At 58.8% G+C, this 11,120-nt stretch carries 19 protein-coding genes; all 19 read left to right on the top strand.

Annotation, left to right across the window (positions count from 1 at the left end):
- Window positions 1-8: 8 nt before the first annotated feature.
- Window positions 9-779, top strand: coding sequence for a helix-turn-helix domain-containing protein (locus tag KGB20_RS04460; RefSeq protein WP_223532133.1), 771 nt, complete (start codon window positions 9-11; stop codon window positions 777-779).
- Entirely contained in the window at window positions 776-1,447 is a 672-nt protein-coding gene (locus KGB20_RS04455; RefSeq protein WP_223532100.1) for a replication protein P, read from the top strand. The genes KGB20_RS04460 and KGB20_RS04455 overlap by 4 nt, the downstream gene beginning before the upstream one ends.
- Window positions 1,440-1,649 carry a hypothetical protein gene (locus KGB20_RS04450; RefSeq protein ID WP_223532098.1) on the top strand — a complete coding sequence of 70 codons (210 nt, stop codon included), beginning with the start codon at window positions 1,440-1,442 and terminating at the stop codon, window positions 1,647-1,649. Before KGB20_RS04455 ends, KGB20_RS04450 begins: the two co-directional genes overlap by 8 nt.
- Window positions 1,640-1,942, top strand: coding sequence for a nuclease domain-containing protein (locus KGB20_RS04445; RefSeq protein ID WP_223532096.1), 303 nt, complete (start codon window positions 1,640-1,642; stop codon window positions 1,940-1,942). The genes KGB20_RS04450 and KGB20_RS04445 overlap by 10 nt, the downstream gene beginning before the upstream one ends.
- Window positions 1,939-2,313 carry an endodeoxyribonuclease RusA gene (locus KGB20_RS04440; RefSeq protein ID WP_223532094.1) on the top strand — a complete coding sequence of 125 codons (375 nt, stop codon included), beginning with the start codon at window positions 1,939-1,941 and terminating at the stop codon, window positions 2,311-2,313. Before KGB20_RS04445 ends, KGB20_RS04440 begins: the two co-directional genes overlap by 4 nt.
- On the top strand, window positions 2,310-3,590 hold the full coding sequence (locus tag KGB20_RS04435; RefSeq protein WP_223532092.1) for a tyrosine-type recombinase/integrase: 1,281 nt from the start codon (window positions 2,310-2,312) through the stop codon (window positions 3,588-3,590). Before KGB20_RS04440 ends, KGB20_RS04435 begins: the two co-directional genes overlap by 4 nt.
- Window positions 3,591-3,592: 2 nt before the next feature.
- On the top strand, window positions 3,593-3,907 hold the full coding sequence (locus tag KGB20_RS04430; RefSeq protein ID WP_223532090.1) for a hypothetical protein: 315 nt from the start codon (window positions 3,593-3,595) through the stop codon (window positions 3,905-3,907).
- Window positions 3,908-3,910: 3 nt separating this feature from the next.
- Window positions 3,911-4,474 carry a hypothetical protein gene (locus KGB20_RS04425; RefSeq protein ID WP_223532089.1) on the top strand — a complete coding sequence of 188 codons (564 nt, stop codon included), beginning with the start codon at window positions 3,911-3,913 and terminating at the stop codon, window positions 4,472-4,474.
- A 140-nt stretch (window positions 4,475-4,614) separates the two neighbouring features.
- Window positions 4,615-5,112 carry a hypothetical protein gene (locus KGB20_RS04420; protein ID WP_223532087.1) on the top strand — a complete coding sequence of 166 codons (498 nt, stop codon included), beginning with the start codon at window positions 4,615-4,617 and terminating at the stop codon, window positions 5,110-5,112.
- Window positions 5,099-5,233, top strand: coding sequence for a hypothetical protein (locus KGB20_RS29015; protein WP_263293050.1), 135 nt, complete (start codon window positions 5,099-5,101; stop codon window positions 5,231-5,233). The genes KGB20_RS04420 and KGB20_RS29015 overlap by 14 nt, the downstream gene beginning before the upstream one ends.
- A 169-nt stretch (window positions 5,234-5,402) precedes the next feature.
- The gene (locus KGB20_RS04415; RefSeq protein ID WP_223532085.1) at window positions 5,403-5,732 is read left to right on the top strand and encodes a phage holin, lambda family; all 330 of its coding nucleotides are present in this window, start codon (window positions 5,403-5,405) and stop codon (window positions 5,730-5,732) included.
- A gap of 3 nt (window positions 5,733-5,735) precedes the next feature.
- Window positions 5,736-5,930: a hypothetical protein gene (locus KGB20_RS04410; protein ID WP_223532083.1), complete on the top strand. Its 195-nt coding sequence runs from the start codon at window positions 5,736-5,738 to the stop codon at window positions 5,928-5,930.
- Between the two features lie 70 nt (window positions 5,931-6,000).
- A complete protein-coding gene (locus KGB20_RS04405) occupies window positions 6,001-6,180 on the top strand; it encodes a YebO family protein (protein WP_223532081.1) in 180 nt (59 codons plus the stop codon).
- On the top strand, window positions 6,171-6,545 hold the full coding sequence (locus KGB20_RS04400) for an HNH endonuclease (RefSeq protein ID WP_223532079.1): 375 nt from the start codon (window positions 6,171-6,173) through the stop codon (window positions 6,543-6,545). The genes KGB20_RS04405 and KGB20_RS04400 overlap by 10 nt, the downstream gene beginning before the upstream one ends.
- Window positions 6,546-6,704: 159 nt before the next feature.
- On the top strand, window positions 6,705-7,190 hold the full coding sequence (locus KGB20_RS04395; protein ID WP_223532077.1) for a phage terminase small subunit P27 family: 486 nt from the start codon (window positions 6,705-6,707) through the stop codon (window positions 7,188-7,190).
- The gene (locus tag KGB20_RS04390) at window positions 7,190-8,917 is read left to right on the top strand and encodes a terminase large subunit (protein ID WP_223532075.1); all 1,728 of its coding nucleotides are present in this window, start codon (window positions 7,190-7,192) and stop codon (window positions 8,915-8,917) included. Before KGB20_RS04395 ends, KGB20_RS04390 begins: the two co-directional genes overlap by 1 nt.
- Before the next feature lie 7 nt (window positions 8,918-8,924).
- On the top strand, window positions 8,925-9,089 hold the full coding sequence (locus tag KGB20_RS04385) for a hypothetical protein (RefSeq protein WP_223532073.1): 165 nt from the start codon (window positions 8,925-8,927) through the stop codon (window positions 9,087-9,089).
- Entirely contained in the window at window positions 9,082-10,419 is a 1,338-nt protein-coding gene (locus KGB20_RS04380) for a phage portal protein (protein WP_223532071.1), read from the top strand. The genes KGB20_RS04385 and KGB20_RS04380 overlap by 8 nt, the downstream gene beginning before the upstream one ends.
- Entirely contained in the window at window positions 10,416-11,117 is a 702-nt protein-coding gene (locus KGB20_RS04375) for an HK97 family phage prohead protease (protein ID WP_223532069.1), read from the top strand. The genes KGB20_RS04380 and KGB20_RS04375 overlap by 4 nt, the downstream gene beginning before the upstream one ends.
- Window positions 11,118-11,120: the final 3 nt, after the last annotated feature.

Raw genomic sequence — 11,120 nt, 5'->3', positions numbered from 1 at the left:
TTCAAGCAATGTCCTGGGCGCTCTCTCTGCCTACCGAATCCCTGAAAGACTCCAGTGCGCGTCACGTGCTGTTGTGTCTGGCCAACTACGCCGGTTCGAACGGCGCTGGCGCCTTTCCATCAGCCTCGACTCTGGCTCAGGACACCGGCCTGTCCGAGCGCACCGTGCGCTACAAGCTGGACGATTTGGAGAAGGTCGGGCTCATCCAGAAGGGTAATCAGGCCATTGCCGCCGTACACATTGATCGCCATGACCGCCGCCCAGTTGTTTACGACCTTCAACTATCGCGGGGTGCAAATCCTGCACCCCGTGCAAAACGGGGTGCAGATGACACAACGGGGTGCAACTCACAACAGAACGGGGTGCAGCCTGAGACAGAACGGGGTGCAGCGGTTGCACCCAATACATCAATTAACCATCAAGTAACCGAAGAGCAGCAGCGCGAGATTGACGAAGTTCTGGCCGAACAAAATTTCGCCGCCATCCAATCGCAGGATGAGCGCCAACGCTTCGCCATGTTCGCCACCTGGGTGCCGAACGAGAAAGCTATGTCAGATCAGCTCGCGATTGCCGGCTTGCCTGATGACTCGGTGACTACCGAGCTGCTGGCTGGTTTCAAGGGCTTCTTCGTGGCCAAGTCTGGCGTTGTCGACAGTGGGGCAGGGTGGTGTTTCAAACTGATCGGATGGGTGAAGCGTGAGCGCGCCGTGAAAGCCGGTGAAGTCGAAAACGGAACAGACGCAACCGAAGACTGGACAGCCAAGGGAGTTCGAGTATGAAGTCCGCACGTGATCTCATCGCTACACGTCGCACAGATCCTGCCTACCTGCCGCCTGCCGACCCAGTCGTGGCTGAGGTTGACCCGTCGACCAAGACTGTCATCGACGACTTGTTCCTGCGGCTTCGCGGGGCCTGCGGTGCCTGGCGTCAATCTTGGCCGACCGAGGCTGTGATGAACGCATCGAAGCTGGAGTGGCTGGGCGAGTTCATGCGTTCGGGCATCAATCGAATGGAGCAAATCGACCACGGCGTGAGGGTTTTGAGCGCGAGCAAATCCGCATTCGTTCCCGCACCTGGAGTCTTCGTGAGCTGGTGCTTTGCGCCAGAGGGGCTGGGCTTGCCGAGTGTCGAAAAGGCATACGCCCAAGGCCTGCGAAATTGCCACCCAGCAATGCGTGCGTCGGCAAAGTGGATGCACGCCGCGGTGTACCACGCTACAGCCGCCGCAGGTTTTCACAGCCTTCCGCTTCTTTCGCGCGAATTGGGGCTGGCGAGCTTCGAGCGTCACTACCAGGCGCAGTGCCGGAAGATTTGGAAAGGCGAGCCTCTCGGAGCAATACCCGCCGCCGAGCTTTCTGCGCCAAAACCAGAGCGCAATCCCGAAGTGGGCAATGCCGCCCTGTCCAACTTGCGCGCCATGCGTGCGGGGAGGGCGGATCGTGTCTGATCGCCGCTTGGCTGTACCCGAGATCGATACCTATCGCTTCGCGGTGTTCTGCTGCTCGTTCAAGGTCGACCTGAGTTCCACGCCGGACCATGCCTTGGCGCTGTTCGTCGATGCGGCCATGGCCAAGCGTTATGGCGCGTGGATGTGGCCGGGAACATTCGAGGTCGTTGATGTCGTCACGGGGAAGCCGGTATGCGAGTGACCTCGAAGAAACTCCGTGCTTCGGCCAACGGCCAGGACTGCACCGTCCGGATTCCGGACACCTGCAATCACAACCCAGAAACAACTGTGCTTGCGCATCTGCCGTGCGGGCAAAAAGGCATGGGCATGAAGGGCTTCGACACTGTCGCGGTGTACGCGTGCAGCGGCTGCCATGACGTCATCGACGGCCGCGCTGCCGGCGAAGTTGATTGGCACGACATGCCGCGCGCTATCGCTGAAACACATGAGGCCCTGATCCGGGCCGGCATTCTCACCGTGAAGGGGGCTGCATGATCGACATGACGCTGCCGTGGCCGCCGAAGGAATTGAGTCCGAACGCCCGCGTGCACTGGAAACAAAAACACAGGCACGCGAAGGCCTACCGACGCACTTGCGGACTGATTGCGCTTGCACTCAACGCACCGCACCTGACCGGGAAAAAATACTTCTGGGTGACGTTCTGCCCGCCGAACCGCCGGGCCTATGACGACGACAACCTGTTGGCGCGCTTCAAGGCTGGCCGCGACGGCATTGCCGACGGGTTGGGCATCGACGACAAGAACTTCGTGACCACCATCAACGTTGGTGACCCGTTACCAGGCGGCGAAGTGCGCGTGCACATCCGTGATTACCCGATCGTTGAGCCAATCGCGGTGGCCGAATGAGTACCGCCGCCGTGAAGATCACCCAGGCCGAAATCAAACGGCAGGCCGCCGGCACTGTGCAGGACCTGCGCGACCTCGAGAACAAGGGCCTGTACCTGCGATTCAACAAGGCCCGTAACGGCGGTTCGTGGTTCCTGGTGCTCAAGGGCAAATGGAACCCTATCGGGAAATACCCTGAGCTCTTTCACACGCAGGTGGTCGCGGCGCTGCCTTCGATCCGCTTGCGGCTGGCGGCCGGCGAAGGTGCGAGCCTTTCGAAGTGGGACACCGTAGGCGAGCTGCTGGACTGGTACGCCGATCGCATGTCGCGTGACCGCAACCTGTCGGCCAAGCGCAAGAAGACCGGCGCTTCGATGATCAAGTGCCACCTGACGCCGCGCCTTGGCGACCTGCCGCTGATCAGTCTCGACAAGGCCACGCTGGACAACCAGCTCATGTGGCCGTTGCAGGAAAGCATTTCCATCGACTACGTGCGCTCGGTGTTCCAGCTGCTGGCCCTGGCTTTCCGTCAGGCCTTCAAGTTGGGCCTGATCATGGCCAACCCAATGGCGGCAATCAAGTTCAACGACTTCTCCAAAGCGAAGGTCGGGATCAAGCCGTCCCGCCTGCGTGGCGTTCAACTGGAAGGCCTGCTGGCGCAATTGGCTGAGGTCATGCCTGCTGCGCCGCTGGATTCGATGCTGGCCCTGATGATGCTGTGCCACGGCACGCGGATCGGCGAAACCCGCATGGCGCGCTGGGCGCACATCAGCCTGGCCGAGCGCGAGTGGTTCATTCCGGCCGAGCACACCAAGACCGGTGTCGAGCATCACCTGCCACTGACCGAGCAAATCTGCACGCTGCTGATCAAGTACCGCGACGGTCAGTACGCCCGAGGCTATGACGGCCAATTCCTGTTCCCGGCGCGCAATGGCAAGGCGCTCGGTGAAGCCCAGGGCTGCGCCGTGTTCCGTCGGTTGGGCAACGGTGAGTGGACCAGCCACGACTTGCGCAAGGTGGCCCGCACTGGCTGGGCAGACCTCGGCATCGATCATCTGATTGGCGAGCTGCTGATCAACCACGCCATGGGCCACAACGTGAAGGTGTACATCCAGTCCGACGTCATGGCTCGCAAGCGTGATGCGCTGGAGCAGTGGCACGCGCATCTAGATCAGAAAGGGTTTGCAGTCATTCACGGATTGACCGGCTTTAGATTTGAAGATTCCGGTAATGCGCTGGAAGCCATAGATCATAAGGCCTGCAAGGCCATTCAAGAATCAACCATAGGCGAGGTTTAAAAATGATCAAAAAGCAGCATGGACCCGCCCTGGTGCGCAGTTTGATACCGATGACCGAGTGCCCGTCATGCGCCGGGAAGGGGGTAATCAAGGGGGTGTTTCATGAACTCGACTGTATCGGCTGTCATTCATCCGGCTTCGTTCATGCCCAGACCATGGAGCCGCTGTTGATTGAAGACTTGGTGGTCCAGCTTGGTCGGTTGGTTCGTCGGGAGCGCAGTCAGTTGGTCGACAAGAACCCAACACGCTGCATCGGTGATGAATACCAGCAGAGCAATAGCCGCGGCGCCGGCCGTTCGACTTACAAAGGGGATTGAGTCATGAGCATCTATAAAGACGTGATGAGCACTCTGGTCCGGGTACTGGCCGCCGACAACATCGACAACAGCACGAAGCAGTCCTGGCAGAAGCTGATCGATGCTGATCTTCGCTCGGGCGGTACCGGCAGTTCGCTCTCAGTGCGCGACAAGTTCGATTATGACTGCTGCCTGTATGCGCTCCTGCACCGTCAGCTCGAGCCAGCTCAGTGGGACGTGCTGGTCGCAAAGTACTCGACGCACAAAGCCAACAAGGTTGCCGCCATTGGCCGACTGGTATCTCGCATGGTCTCACCGGCGCCGGAGCTGTTCATTTATAAGGCGCTCACTGCCTGGGCCATTCCGAAGCTGAAGGGGGTCCAGACCGGGAAGCGTTCCACCGACATGATCGTGCTGCCCGCCGAGTTCTACGACATGAACACCTGGGATTTGGCCGGCTCGCCAGAGCGCACTCGCCGTAATTGGCGTGGAGGCATCCACAAGCGCCTGGAGCAGTTGGAAGAAGGAGCTGTGATCCGAGCCACCGAGATTTTCGATCTGGAAGAAATCTTCGTAGACGCCGCTTGACCATGATGGCCAATTGGCCGTAAATTAACCCCATCATGTCGATCTTGCGCGTTATGAGAGAAGACACCAAAAGCCCGGCCACAGTGTCGGGCTTTGTTTCGTAGGCGTATCGCCTCCATATGGAAAGAAGAGGCGAATGGGTGGTTGAAGTACGCTTGCTGGACGAATACGAAGAGATTCCTTTGCTGATCGATGAAGGACAACACGCCATTCTGCATACGTTCCTTGTAGATCATTACGAGTATGGTGTGTGGTATCTGCCGTTGTCCGCGGGCTTATTCGCGCAACAGGACCAGGTGGAAAGGGAGCTAGGCCGTAGCTTTCCCGAAGGTTGCTACGAGATTAAATTCGCGTTACGTCGTGATTTCGACGCTGGCGCACCCGACTACACAACTCCGAAAAGCTGGCCGGACCTTGGCCCACTGAGCTATAAACAAGCGATGGGTGTTGGCAAAGGGCTTCTGCAATCGCAATGGTTATTGCGAAGAACGCGAGATGTACGTGGTTTCGTCGCAGTAGCGCTTGAAGATAGGCCGAAGCTTGGTTCATACTACGGCCGCATGCTGAAAAAGTATGAAGCGCAATTGGGTTACAACGTTCATCCAGTACTCGAGGGATCCGGATATGCGATCTTCTGAAGCGAAAGACACCGTTCAAGCAAGCAAAGTAGAGCGTTTGAACGCCGCATTGGTTGCTTATAAAGCCGCTAAGGATGCAGGCAAGGTTCGTCGCGTTGTAGCTGCTTATCAGCCTGCTTAAGCAATAATTCAGTCAGAAAAGCCCAGCCTAATTCGCTGGGCTTTTTGCATTCTGAGCCCCGCCATCGTGCGGGGCTTTTTCGTTTTCGGCTCCACCACACCCATCGCACCGAGCTGGGCGTGCTGTTGGAGCCGAATCTACTTCACTCCCCAAGAGGGAGGAATCCGAGATGCCGAACATGCCCGACAAACCAGACACCTGGCTCATCGTCATGGCCTGGCTTAGCCAGCATGCCCCGATGTTCTATGCCGCGGCGCTGTCGTGCTGGATTGCCTTCCTCCGCGTCATTTACGGCGGTGGAGGACGGCGGCAGGCCCTGCTCGAGTCCTGCCTGTGCGGCGCCATCACGGCTGGTGCGTTCCCGCTGCTCGAATACTTCAACCTTCCATCAAGTCTGGCGGCAGCCCTCGGCGCAGTTATCGGCACTCTGGGGGTGAAGAAGGTGGCCGACCTGGCCGACCGATTCACTGACTTCAAATTACCCAAGCGGCAGGAGTGACCCATGAAACTGATCGACAACTGGAAACAAGCGCTGAGCATGACCAGCGTTCAGGCTGGTGGTGCAGTCGCTGCCCTTGGCGTGGCTGAGCAACTGATGCCATCGCTTCAGGCAGTGTTGCCGCCGATTGCCTATGGCGTGCTGGGCCTCCTGGTGATGATTGCCCGGGTTGTGCTGCAACCGAAGCTGACCAAGTAGGGGCTAGTGATGGCGTGCACTGGATGCGCTGCCCGGCGTGAATGGATTAAGAAGTGGAGTGCAGTTGCGTATGAGCGGGCAAGCGATCTCCTATCTCGCCGAGATACTGAGCGAACAGAAGAAGCAGACAGCGATCCTCGAACGGATGGCAGAGCAGCAGACCCTGCTGATCCAAGCGATGGCCGAGGACGAGCGTGAAGACTCTGATGCACAGCCCCTCACCTACATGGATGGCACGCCATGCCGCTGAGGCCGCAGAAGCCGTGCAATGCCCAGGGATGCAACACGCTCACGCGCAACCCACGCTACTGTGACGATCATGCTCATCTACTGAAGAGCGCGGCCAGGGCCAAGCCCAGAGAGAGCAGCACCAAACGCCACTACAACTACAAGTGGCAGCAGGCCCGTGCTGGCTTTCTTGCCAAGTACCCACTGTGTCGTCACTGCTCGGCTCGTGGCTTGGTGGTGGTGGCCACCGATGTCGACCACATCATCCCGCACAAGAGCGATATGGCCCTGTTCTGGGACAAGACCAACTGGCAGAGCCTGTGCGGACCGTGCCACTCGGCCAAGACGGCCGCGGAGGACGGCGGATTCGGCAATGCGAGGCGCTGAAAGCAGAAAAACCCCGAAAAAACAGTGAAATTCGACCAAATGAGAGCGATTCGCGCTCACGGGGAGGGGGAGGGTCGAAAGTCTGGACCTTTTCGCTTCTAGACCGCGCCCTCAATCGTTTTCTTACGCCCGCGAAATTAAAAAATCAGGAGTTGCGCGATGGGAGGCACCGCCACGGTCGCCGGCCGTGGTCGCAAACCCAAGCCGACGGCTCAGAAGAAACTTGCTGGGAACCCCGGAAAGCGGGCGCTGAACAACGATGAGCCTCAGTTCACCACCGTCACAAATATTGATCCGCCGGAGTGGTTGAGCGAGCGCGCAGCCACCATGTGGAAGATGATTATCCCTGAATTACTCCGGGAAAAAGTTGTCGCGCTGACTGATCTGCACAACGTCGAAGCGTTCTGCACCGCCTATGACAAGTGGCGGATGTCCGAAGAAGCGGTCCAGAAGTTCGGAATCGTTGTCGAGTCGTCCCAGGGCAGCCCGATGAAGAACCCCGCACTCACCGCGGCGAATGAGTCCATGCGCCAGTTGGTCACCTTCGGCTCACTGCTGGGCCTCGATCCGGCCAGCCGGACGCGGATCATCGGCGGCAACAAACAATCGTCCACCAACGAATTCGCCAAACTACTGAGTTCCTGATGACTAAAGCCCTGCACGCCAATGTCGATAAGGCAATGGCTTGGGGGCGTTCCGTTTTGCGCGGGAAGGTGCCCGCGTGCCGCTACATCCATCAGGCAGTGCAGCGTCACTTCGACGACCTGGCCGCAAGTCGCAAACGCGGCTTTCGTTTCAAGTTCGACCCGGTCAAAGCCGAGAAAAAGTTAAAGCTGATCCAATTGCTGCCGCACACAAAAGGTGAGTGGGCCTTTAAACGTCAGCTCATCACCTTGGAACCGTGGCAGTTGTTCGGCCTCGCCGTCACCTTTGGTTGGGTCAAGAAGAAGGGCGGGCACCGCCGGTTCCGCGAAAGCTACTGGGAAGTGCCGCGCAAGAACGGTAAGTCCGTGGTCGCGGGCGGTGTGGGCATCAGCATGTTCGTTGCCGACGGTGAGTTCGGCGCCGAGGTCTATTCCGGCGCGACCACCGAGAAACAGGCGTGGGAGGTTTTCCGCCCGGCGAAGCTGATGGTCAGCAAGTCGCCTCACCTCATTCAGGCGGCTGGCATCGAGGTCAATGCCTCGAACATGAACATCCCGTCCGACTTCAGCCGCTTCGAGCCGCTGATAGGTAACCCGGGCGACGGCGCGTCACCGAGTTGCGCGATAGTCGATGAATATCACGAGCACCCAACCTCAGCTCAGTACGACACCATGCTGACCGGTATGGGCGCCCGGCGTCAGCCGTTGATGTTTATCATCACCACCGCCGGTGCCGACATCGAGGGCCCTTGCTACGACAAGCGCCGTCAGGTGATCGAGATGCTCGAGGGCACCGTGCCCGACGAGGAATTGTTCGGCTGGATCTGGACGCTCGATGAAGGTGACGACTGGACAGATCCGAAGATGTTGGCCAAGGCCAACCCGAACCACGGGGTCTCAGTATTTCAGGAGTACCTGGAAAGCCAGCAGGCCCGGGCGATTCGCTCGGCCAGGTTCACCAACACATTCAAAACGAAGCACTTGAACCTGTGGGTGAGCGCCAAGTCCGGCTTCTTCAACATGGAAGACTGGAAATCGTGCGAGGACACCACGCTGACCCTGGAACAGTTCGAGGGTCAGGAGTGGATCGCCGGATTCGACTTGGCGCGCAAGCTTGACATGAACTCAAGAGCGCGGCTGTTCTGGCGCATGATCGATGGGAAAACCCACTACTACAGTGTCGCGCCGAAGTTCTGGGTGCCCTATGACACCGCGTATGACAGTGACAACAAGCGCATGTCAGAACGGTTCCAGGCCTGGATTAACTCCAAACATCTGGAGATAACTGAAGGTGCCGAGATCGATTACCGGGAGATTTTCGAAGACACCAAGGAAGCAAACCACCAGGCACCAGTTCGCGAGTGCCCGATTGACCCGCACGGCGCCACGGGGTTGAGCCACGACCTTGACGACGAGGGTTTCAATCCGATCACGATCACGCAGAACTATACCAACATGTCAGATCCGATGAAGGAGCTCGAGGCGGCCATAACCGCCGGCCGGTTCCATCATGACGGCAATCCGATCATGACCTGGTGCATCGCCAATGTGATCGGTAAAAACATGCCCGGCAACGACGATGTCGTGCGGCCCATCAAGCAGGGCGACGACAACAAGATCGACGGCGCCGTCGCGCTGATCATGGCTATCGGCAGGGCGCTAATTCTGGTCAACGACAACAGCGGCAACATCAGCGACTTCTTTTCGAAACCAATCATTGTTGGATAACTCACCCATGGATACAGGCCTGATCCTCTTCATCGTGTCGGCCGTGGCCGCGCTGTGCCTGTTTGTCGCCGGCGTATTTGTCCTGGCTGGTCTCGGATGGTCCCTGATCGCAGGCGCGGCATCTTTTTTGGCCGCCGCTGGATTCATTCGCAAGGGGCTGACCGGTGAATAAACCTCTCAAGTCAGTGTTGCGTCAGGCACTGTTTAAATCGGCAGAGCCTGGGCTGGTCAAATCGTCGTTGGCTGGCTGGGTGGGCCGGCGCATAGGCCTGGGTGATGCGGCGTTTTGGAACGGTTTTTATGGTACCGATTCCGCGTCAGGCAAAACGGTGAGCCAGCAGACAGCGCTTCAGCTTTCGACGGTGTGGGCCTGCGTTCGACTCATCGCTGAGACCTTGGCCACGCTTCCGATCGCGCTTTATGAAGACAAGAACGGTGTGCCAGAGGTGGCCACCTCGCACCCTGTACACAGGGTAATCAGCCAGCAACCGAACGCAGACCAAACACCTGTCGAGTTCTGGGAATGCGTGGTTGCCAGCCTGCTGCTCAGCGGCAACAGCTTCAATGAACCCCACCTGGTGGGACGCGATTTATCGTCGCTGGAGTTTATCCTGCCGCAGGCAGTTTCACCTCCCCGGCGCACAACCAGCGGCGCGATTGAATACCGGTTCATCGACAGCGAAGGGAAATATCACACCCTGCTTGACGAGCAGATGATGCACACGCGGGGCTTCGGAACGGACCCTGTGTGCGGATTGAGCCCGATTGCTCTGGGTCGGAATGTGTTAGGCGCCGCGATGGCAGCCGATGAGTCGGCCAGCAAGATGTTCGCCAATGGGATGAAACTCGGCGGCGTGCTTTCCACCGATCAGATTCTGAACAAGGCCCAACGCGAGGACATTCGCGAGGACATGGCGGCCAAGTTCGCTGGCGCGGTGAACACCGGCAAGACGATGGTGCTGGAAGCCGGGATGAAATATCAGCAGGTGTCCATGACTCCTGAGGATGCCCAAATGCTTCAAACCCGGGCCTTCAACGTTGAAGAGATTTGCCGGTGGTTTCGTGTTCCGCCTTGGATGGTCGGTCACACGTCGAACAGCACCAGCTGGGGTACGGGCATGGAGCAGCAAATGCTCGGGTTCCTGAGCTTCACGCTGCTGCCCTGGATGAAGCGGATCGAGCAAAGCATCAATCGCCGCCTGCTTCGCCCTGATGAACGCCGCCGCTTCTACGCCAAGTTCAACGTAGAAGGTCTGCTCCGTGCTGATAGTGCGGCCCGCGCGTCGTTCTACAGCTCGATGACCCAGAACGGTATCTACACCCGCGACGAGTGCCGGATCAAAGAGAACCTCGCACCGAAAGGCGGCAACGCCGCTCAGCTCACAGTTCAGTCAAACATGCTGCCGATCGACAAGCTCGGCGGTAATGCCGGTGATGCGCAGCAGGCGCGCTCAGCCCTGATTGATTGGCTCAACGACAAGCCCAAAGGTAATTCTGAATGAACCGAAAAGACCAATCGGTGGCGGTGAAGTACCGCTCATTCGACTACGACGTGAAGGCTGTCAGCGATGACGGCCTTTTTTCTGGCTACGGTTCCGTGTTTGGCGTCATAGACAGCTACAACGAGGTCGTCGCTCCGGGCGCTTTTCTGGAATCCATCGCCGATCTGAAGGCGAAGGGCCGGTCGCTGCCGGTTCTGTGGCAGCACCGCACTGCCGAGCCCATTGGCTCTTGGTCAATGGACACCTTGAAGGAGGATGCCAAGGGTCTGTTCGGTGATGGCGAACTCTGGCTGGCTGACGCGCCGTATGCGCGCATCGCCATGCGAGGCATGAAGTCCCGTTCCATCACCGGGCTTTCAATTGGCTACTACGTTCGGGAATCCAGCTTCGACGAGAAGACCAGGATCCGGACCCTGACCAAGCTCGACCTGGTCGAAATTTCCATTGTGACGGTACCGGCCAACGACGAAGCCCGCACCGACACCATCAAGTCGAAGCTGGCCCATGGCGGCCTACCTTCGCTTCCTGAATTTGAGCTGCTCCTGCGCGAGGCAGGCTTCTCGAAAACTCAGTCTGCGGTGATTGCCAACCGTGGATTGCAGCACCTGCTCCGGAGCGAGTCCGCGGGCGACCTGGCAGCAATTGAAGTCGTTGAGGCGCTTAAGTCGCGCCCCGCACTGTCACTCCCTTCGTTTTGAGGA

Origin of the sequence: Pseudomonas sp. BF-R-30 (assembly GCF_019956175.1) — a bacterium.
Classification (GTDB): domain Bacteria; phylum Pseudomonadota; class Gammaproteobacteria; order Pseudomonadales; family Pseudomonadaceae; genus Aquipseudomonas; species Aquipseudomonas jessenii.
The sequence above is the reverse complement of the archived record's forward strand: the minus strand, read 5'-3'. Positions and strand labels throughout refer to the sequence as shown.

Bases quoted from the DNA above. Each gene is read 5' to 3' on its own strand.
- KGB20_RS04445 (WP_223532096.1), top strand. From the start codon at position 1,640: ATGCGAGTGACCTCGAAGAAACTCCGTGCTTCGGCCAACGGCCAGGAC.
- KGB20_RS04390 (WP_223532075.1), top strand. From the start codon at position 7,190: ATGACTAAAGCCCTGCACGCCAATGTCGATAAGGCAATGGCTTGGGGG.
- KGB20_RS04430 (WP_223532090.1), top strand. From the start codon at position 3,593: ATGATCAAAAAGCAGCATGGACCCGCCCTGGTGCGCAGTTTGATACCG.
- KGB20_RS04405 (WP_223532081.1), top strand. From the start codon at position 6,001: ATGAGCGGGCAAGCGATCTCCTATCTCGCCGAGATACTGAGCGAACAG.
- KGB20_RS04435 (WP_223532092.1), top strand. From the start codon at position 2,310: ATGAGTACCGCCGCCGTGAAGATCACCCAGGCCGAAATCAAACGGCAG.
- KGB20_RS04395 (WP_223532077.1), top strand. From the start codon at position 6,705: ATGGGAGGCACCGCCACGGTCGCCGGCCGTGGTCGCAAACCCAAGCCG.
- KGB20_RS29015 (WP_263293050.1), top strand. From the start codon at position 5,099: ATGCGATCTTCTGAAGCGAAAGACACCGTTCAAGCAAGCAAAGTAGAG.
- KGB20_RS04425 (WP_223532089.1), top strand. From the start codon at position 3,911: ATGAGCATCTATAAAGACGTGATGAGCACTCTGGTCCGGGTACTGGCC.
- KGB20_RS04375 (WP_223532069.1), top strand. From the start codon at position 10,416: ATGAACCGAAAAGACCAATCGGTGGCGGTGAAGTACCGCTCATTCGAC.
- KGB20_RS04410 (WP_223532083.1), top strand. From the start codon at position 5,736: ATGAAACTGATCGACAACTGGAAACAAGCGCTGAGCATGACCAGCGTT.
- KGB20_RS04460 (WP_223532133.1), top strand. From the start codon at position 9: ATGTCCTGGGCGCTCTCTCTGCCTACCGAATCCCTGAAAGACTCCAGT.
- KGB20_RS04455 (WP_223532100.1), top strand. From the start codon at position 776: ATGAAGTCCGCACGTGATCTCATCGCTACACGTCGCACAGATCCTGCC.
- KGB20_RS04400 (WP_223532079.1), top strand. From the start codon at position 6,171: ATGCCGCTGAGGCCGCAGAAGCCGTGCAATGCCCAGGGATGCAACACG.
- KGB20_RS04385 (WP_223532073.1), top strand. From the start codon at position 8,925: ATGGATACAGGCCTGATCCTCTTCATCGTGTCGGCCGTGGCCGCGCTG.
- KGB20_RS04415 (WP_223532085.1), top strand. From the start codon at position 5,403: ATGCCGAACATGCCCGACAAACCAGACACCTGGCTCATCGTCATGGCC.
- KGB20_RS04440 (WP_223532094.1), top strand. From the start codon at position 1,939: ATGATCGACATGACGCTGCCGTGGCCGCCGAAGGAATTGAGTCCGAAC.